This window comes from Myxococcus vastator, from assembly GCF_010894475.1.
GTDB classification, from domain to species: domain Bacteria; phylum Myxococcota; class Myxococcia; order Myxococcales; family Myxococcaceae; genus Myxococcus; species Myxococcus vastator.
On sequence record NZ_JAAIYB010000512.1, the window covers coordinates 1 to 5623 of the forward strand.

7 protein-coding genes and 1 pseudogene are annotated in these 5623 nt (G+C 70.1%); 6 read left to right on the forward strand and 2 right to left on the reverse strand.

The genetic code is table 11. From position 1 onward, the window contains the following. Positions 1-342: 342 nt before the first annotated feature. Genes G4D87_RS32710 through G4D87_RS32720 form a run of 3 tightly spaced genes read left to right on the forward strand, consistent with a single transcriptional unit; the run spans position 343 to position 2195 of the window. A complete protein-coding gene (locus tag G4D87_RS32710; RefSeq protein ID WP_163786609.1) occupies positions 343-1239 on the forward strand; it encodes a hypothetical protein in 897 nt (298 codons plus the stop codon). A gap of 3 nt (positions 1240-1242) precedes the next feature. After that, positions 1243-1620 carry a hypothetical protein gene (locus G4D87_RS32715; RefSeq protein ID WP_163786610.1) on the forward strand — a complete coding sequence of 126 codons (378 nt, stop codon included), beginning with the start codon at positions 1243-1245 and terminating at the stop codon, positions 1618-1620. Between the two features lie 23 nt (positions 1621-1643). Beyond that, positions 1644-2195, forward strand: coding sequence for a hypothetical protein (locus tag G4D87_RS32720; RefSeq protein WP_240358798.1), 552 nt, complete (start codon positions 1644-1646; stop codon positions 2193-2195). Between the two features lie 93 nt (positions 2196-2288). On the opposite strand, the gene G4D87_RS32725 is transcribed toward G4D87_RS32720, so the two are convergent. Beyond that, positions 2289-2690 (reverse strand): hypothetical protein, encoded by a 402-nt coding sequence (locus G4D87_RS32725; RefSeq protein WP_163786611.1) that lies wholly within the window; start codon positions 2688-2690, stop codon positions 2289-2291. 164 nt (positions 2691-2854) lie between these two features. Here G4D87_RS32725 and G4D87_RS32730 point away from each other — a divergent pair, with 164 nt between their 5' ends. After that, positions 2855-3514 (forward strand): hypothetical protein, encoded by a 660-nt coding sequence (locus G4D87_RS32730; protein ID WP_240358799.1) that lies wholly within the window; start codon positions 2855-2857, stop codon positions 3512-3514. A gap of 59 nt (positions 3515-3573) precedes the next feature. Here G4D87_RS32730 and G4D87_RS32735 read toward each other — a convergent pair whose 3' ends face one another. Beyond that, positions 3574-3873, reverse strand: coding sequence for a hypothetical protein (locus G4D87_RS32735; RefSeq protein ID WP_240358800.1), 300 nt, complete (start codon positions 3871-3873; stop codon positions 3574-3576). 365 nt (positions 3874-4238) lie between these two features. Here G4D87_RS32735 and G4D87_RS32740 point away from each other — a divergent pair, with 365 nt between their 5' ends. Both G4D87_RS32740 and G4D87_RS40060 read left to right on the forward strand, forming a co-directional pair. Continuing rightward, positions 4239-4748 carry a hypothetical protein gene (locus G4D87_RS32740; protein WP_163786612.1) on the forward strand — a complete coding sequence of 170 codons (510 nt, stop codon included), beginning with the start codon at positions 4239-4241 and terminating at the stop codon, positions 4746-4748. A gap of 158 nt (positions 4749-4906) precedes the next feature. Further along, a pseudogene (locus G4D87_RS40060) lies at positions 4907-5623 on the forward strand (hypothetical protein); the annotation flags it as partial.

The following is a 5623-nucleotide window of genomic DNA, read 5'->3' on the forward strand; positions in this document are numbered from 1 at the left end:
CGCCAGTGCCGCGCAGAGGGTGAGGGCGCTCAGTCTCTTCAAGGGTGGGTTCCTCCGGGGTCCAATGACAATGCCGGAGCGTCATGCCACATCCCGTCCGCCTCCGCTCGTGCCGACATCCAGGAGGAGGCCGAGCCCGCGGAGTGGGACGTGCCCGAAGGAGACTTCGGCCTGACGCGCGCCGCTGGCCCGCTGCCTGTCTTCGCGCGGACAGAGGCATGAGACCGCCGGGCTCTGGCTACGAATTCGTCCGGTGAGAGCATTCCACGTCGCTGGGCCGTGCTCCCCTGACGTGAGCGGGAAGGAGGACTCGGGCCTGCTCCTGGCCGGGGGAATCCAAGGATGCGCACGAACCTGTGGTGGAGCGTGGTGCTGGTGGCGTGTGCTTGTGGCGGCGCCGCGAAGACGGGCGACGCGCTCCGCTCGCGGCAGGCGGGACTGTCACTCTCCGCCGCGCCAGGAGGCGTCCAGGGCACCTTCGTTCAAGAGGACGAGGCGGTGACGTTCTCCTCTCGCGAGGTGGAGCCAGGGGTGTACCGGCTGGAGGTCCGGCTGCGCGGGCTGACGCTCACCGGGTTGATGGAGCCGGCCAGCGGCGTCTCCACGCTGGATGGTTTCGCGGAGGCGAATGCCGCGGACGCGCAGATGGGCGTCGCGGACCGCGCGCTGCTCACCGCCCTCTATCGCGAGCTCGACGCGGCGCTCCCCGCGGGAGACGCGGCGGCCCCCGCGGCCATGTTCCTGCGCCGCGCGGTGAGCGTGTGGTCCCAGTACCCGGACACCGTGGGGCTGCGGCGCGTGGTGATGGGCGAGAAGGGACGTGGCTACACGATGTTGTGCAGCTATGCGCAGTGCAACGGGCGCAACTCGGGCAGCTGCGAGGGGCGCTACAACTGGTACGCCCACGCGACGCATGACTGCGACCGGGGCGGCTTCGACTGGCCCGGCAATCAGCAACTGGCCCAGCTGGGTGACCACTATTCGTGTAACGGGGACGAGTTCTATCTGGCCGGCGATACCTGGCACTGCGGTTCACCCAATCACTGGCACCGGCCGAAGGTGGTGGGCAACTGCTTCGGGCGCTGCGGCAGCACGTGCGGCGGGGACACCCAGTACACGGTGGACGCCACCAACCACGACAGCTGCGTGCGCAATGGCCACATCCTGGTGAGCGGCTGGTGCAATGACCAGTTCGTCGCCGCCGTGGATGACGAGCTGTTCGCCCCCAACTGCTACTGAGCCATGTCACGACGGTCCGCGCCAGCGAGGTGGGTGGGGTGGCTGACGCTGGCCGCGCTCGGGTGTTCCTCCGACGCGTCGAAGACGCGGGACGCGGAGGCGGCGGTGCGCCACTTCTTCTCGGCGCTGCCCGCGGGTGACTGCGAGGTCCTGGCACCGCTGCTGGCCACGGGGGGAAGCGCGAGCGCCTGTGCGGAGACGGTGCGTGAGCTGCGGGGGCATGGCCTCACGCTCATGGGGATTGTCGAATCGACGGTGGACGGGCGCGACGCCGAGGCCGTTCTCGTACGGGCCCGGGTGGCCCATGGTGGACGCGAGCGCCCGGCACCGTGGTTGCTACGGGTGGAGCGTCAGGACGGCGACTGGCGGGTGCGCTTCTGAGCGCCTGGGCGGGGAGGGGGACCATGCGGATTCGTTACCGTTTGATTCTGGCGGGTGCGGGCGTGCTCGCCGTGGCCTTGGGCGGCGTGGAGTTCTGGCCCCAGCCCGACCCGGAGCCGCTGCCCGCCGCGATGCTCGCCATGGCCGTGCCTCCGGCTCCACCTCCACCCGCGCCGCCCCCCGGGGGGGTGCCGGTGAACGCCGCCGAAGTGCCCGCTCCGGCGCCTCCGCGCGAGGTGCCCCAGGTCACGGTGGCGCGGATGGAGCCCGAGCCCGTGGCGCCGGAGCCGGAGGACGCGTCCCTGCCTCGTTTCGAGGACAACGACGACCTCGAGCCCGAGCTGCCACAGACTGCCCAGTGGGAGCTGGAGAAGACGGCGCGAGTGGCGGCGCTGGTGGAGCGAGACGTGGTGCGGCTGGCGCGCGAGCGCGAGGACGCCGCGGCACAAGGCGACGTGCGGCGGGCCGAGCAGCTCGACGTGCTCCTGCAGCGCAGCCTGGAGCAGTTGCGCGAGCTGCACGAGGAGGTCCGCAGGCTGGCCGCGGTGGTGAACAGCGCCGGCCCCACGGAATGAGCGCCAGGGGGAGCGGACGCCGAGGAGGCACCGGGGGGCCTCCCAGGGCCTGGAGGCATGGCTCATCGCGCATGACTCCAGGCTGGAAGGGCCTCAGGAGTGGATGCCCGCCTTCCGCGCGCCCGCGCGTTTGTAGACCTTGCCCGCCTTCAGCGGCGTCGTATCGCCGCGTCCTGTCGTCTTCTTGGGGCGGCCCTCCTTGCGGTAGGCCACGGCGGCCGCCGACGGCAGCGTCTTGCGCCGCGAGCTGCTGCTCTGGCCCGGCTCCGGTTCGGGCAGCTTGCGGCTCTTCGCCGTGAGGCCCGTTCCTGGCGCGTGGCGGGGGCTGACGCTGCGGTCCGCGAAGGTCCGTTTGCCCAGGGCCCGCCGGCCGCTCTTCTTCGCCTTGTGTGTGCTGTCCTCGCTGGCGAGGTGCATATCGGTGGGCTTGAGCTCCAACGTCGTCCCCTGCCGCTTCGCGCGCTTCACTCGCTCCGTCTGACTCTTCTCTGGCATGCGACCTCCAGCGACACAGGTAGGAATGCCGCGAGGGGGATGCCAGGGAGCAGTGGAGCGGCCGGGCCCCGGTGCCCAGGTCTGGTGGTGTCTCCCAAACGTCCGTCATGGCATTCCGGGACGGGTTGCGGCGGCGCGGGGCGAGGTGCTCCGATGGTGGGGCCATGCGCCGCGCTCGAAGCTCCCTGGACGCGCCGTACCTCACGACGGAGTCGAGCGAGCTCCGCATCGTCTGCCCTGGCTGCGGGCATGCCGTCCCGGTGAGCGCCGGGGCACCCTGCATGAAGTGCGGCGCGAGCCTGGAGGCGGCCTTGAGCGCCGCGCGAGGTCCGCCGCCTCCGCTGCCCCCGCGCCGGTTGACCCGGGCACAGCGCGCGGCCGTCTCGCGGCCCAGGCTGCACAAACACTACGTCCTGGGAACGCTGGCGCTCTGGGCGGGGGTGATGCTGCTCCCGGTGGGACTGCTCTTCGTGCGGCCCCTGCTCCTGCAGTCCGCCATCTTCATCGGGATGGGGGTGCTCTTCCGGCGCACGAGCTGGCCGGTGGCGCTGCGGCGCGAGCAGCAGCGCCAGTTGAAGGCGTTGGTCTGGGGATTGCCGGCCGCGGCTGAGCTCACGCGGGTGGAGCGTCAGGTGGCGCCTTCGCTGCATGCCGGCCGCCTGGTGCGGCTCGACTACGTCTTCACGGTGCATGGCCAGCGCGTGGAAGGGAGCCTGCCTTCACCGCACGCGGTGGACCTGCTGCGGCGCCCGGGAGAGCGCGTCTGGGCCGTCTACGCGGCGGAGGACCCTGGCGCCAGCGCGCTGTGGCCACCGGGCCCCTGAGGCGGGCACGGCCCCTGCCCGGAGGTCGCGAGGCAGGGGCCGCGTCACGACGTGTCCTGCTAGCCGCCGTGAAGGGGCAGGCGCTTCTTCGGCCCGCCGAGGTGCTTCACGTTCATCTCGCTGGGGGTCTTCTTGCGGCCCTTGAGCGTCGTCGCGCGGCGCCGATGACTCTTGGGCTCATGCGCCTCGGCGGCGGGGCCCAGCGTCACGCGCTCCAGCGTCTGCTGCCGCCGCAGCGCGTCCGCGTCATCGTGGGGCAGCGTCTTGCGCCCCTTGCTGGCCTGCACGCTCGGCTGGGCCCCGTGCGCGTCGACCCGCCGCCTGTTCTTGATGCCTGCCACTGTCGTCCGAACGGCCATGTTGCCTCCCTGCGGGTGAGGTAAGGACGGCGCCACGGCTTTTCCAGCGCCCTGCGTCAGTCGCCTTGGGTCGGACTTGAACGTTCACCGGAGACAACCTGCTTCGCGGCCCAACGCTGTACTCAAGGTCTCCGCAAGGGACGTGCCGCTTCGGGGTCTGTGGAATTCACTGCCGGGAATGTGAAGCGGGCGCCCACTGAGTGGCATGCGGCTTCCCTTTACACCTGACGTCACCTGTCCGGCGGGACCTGGCGCTTGTTTTTGCCGCGATACTCGCCATTTACCCAGACCCTGAAATTCGCTGGCACAAGGGGTGCTCTCTCCATTCGCACGACCGCCTGTTCGGTCGACAGGAGAGGGATCCAATGAAGAAGAGCATCGGCCTTGCGCTCGCTTTGACAATCATTGCTTGCGGCAAGGCCCAGGATGATGAGCTGCCGCCAGTCGAGCCCGTGGAGGAGAATACGGCGCAGACCGTGGCGGTGCGGTTGCTGGGCGTCCGCGGCTCGGGGCCGGTGCGCGTGCAGGTCTCCGCGCTCGAGTTGACGGTCGACGGCAACCCGCTTTCGTCTCGGCTGGGTGGCGGTGAAATCGACCTCGGCAACGAAGAGAACGCGTGGGCCGTGACGACGTTTGACCTCCCGGTCGACGCGCGCAAGGTCGGGATCCGGTTGAAGTTCGACCCGGAAGGCATCGTGGAGCGCAACGGGAAGACGCAGTTGCTCGACCTGAGTGGGCCACCGGTCTCGTTGGTCGCGGACGCCGAGCAGCTCCGAAAGCGCAGCAAGGTCGTGCTTGAGATCGACCTCGCGCGCTCATTGGTCGACCGTGGCGAACAGGTCTTCATGTTTCCGGAGTTCATCGTTCGCTACTGACGAGACTTCGAGCATCACGGCCACATGCGGTGAATTCAAACTGTAAGCAGAAAAGAAAGGTAGACGGGGGGAGTATGCGTTTTGGATGGCTATTGGCAACAGCGGGCCTGCTGACAGGCAATGTCGCGCTTGCGCACGAATTGGCGTGCGACAAGCGAGTGAACGGGGAGCTCATCTACGAGATTCAGTCGTACCCGGCGACGCTCGAATGGACGATGAAGGTGCGCAATGTGCACCCAACGGGCGCGTCGACGGTCGACGCGGTGGAGGACCGACTGCTCACCGATGCGTTCGGTTGGGTCCCCACTCGGACGCCGCCGTACACGCTGGCCGTCGGAGAATCCTATACCGAGCGCTACACGGTCACGGTGAACTCGTTCGAGGAGTGCAAGCAGCTCGCGCTGGCTGATGGCTCGAAGGATGAGCTCATCGACAACGTGTTCTCCGCGTCCTGGGACGATGGTGAGATTCAATGCCGGGCTCGCGTCGTCTGCCTGCCGCTCTGCCCGCCCGGGACCTGCATCGGCGAACAGGGACCCCCGGGGCCCGAGGGACCGCAGGGGCCGGAGGGGCCGCAGGGACCGCAGGGCGAGGATGGGCTCCAAGGGCCCGTGGGGCCTCAAGGCGTGCCAGGCGTCGCTGGACCTCAGGGCGTGCCCGGCGTCGCCGGTCCAGTGGGTCCTCCCGGAGAGACGGGCGCCACCGGACCTGCGGGGCCGGCGGGTGAGACGGGTGCCACGGGCCCTGCGGGGCCTGCGGGTGAGACGGGCGCCACGGGCCCCGCGGGGCCGGCGGGGCCTGCGGGTGAGACGGGCGCCACGGGACCCGCGGGGCCGGCTGGGCCTGTGGGTGAGACGGGCGCCACGGGACCCGCG

Bases quoted from the DNA above. Each gene is read 5' to 3' on its own strand.
- G4D87_RS32740 (WP_163786612.1), top strand. From the start codon at position 4,239: ATGAAGAAGAGCATCGGCCTTGCGCTCGCTTTGACAATCATTGCTTGC.
- G4D87_RS32720 (WP_240358798.1), top strand. From the start codon at position 1,644: ATGCGGATTCGTTACCGTTTGATTCTGGCGGGTGCGGGCGTGCTCGCC.
- G4D87_RS32725 (WP_163786611.1), bottom strand. From the start codon at position 2,690: ATGCCAGAGAAGAGTCAGACGGAGCGAGTGAAGCGCGCGAAGCGGCAG.
- G4D87_RS32715 (WP_163786610.1), top strand. From the start codon at position 1,243: ATGTCACGACGGTCCGCGCCAGCGAGGTGGGTGGGGTGGCTGACGCTG.
- G4D87_RS32730 (WP_240358799.1), top strand. From the start codon at position 2,855: ATGCGCCGCGCTCGAAGCTCCCTGGACGCGCCGTACCTCACGACGGAG.
- G4D87_RS32710 (WP_163786609.1), top strand. From the start codon at position 343: ATGCGCACGAACCTGTGGTGGAGCGTGGTGCTGGTGGCGTGTGCTTGT.
- G4D87_RS32735 (WP_240358800.1), bottom strand. From the start codon at position 3,873: ATGGCCGTTCGGACGACAGTGGCAGGCATCAAGAACAGGCGGCGGGTC.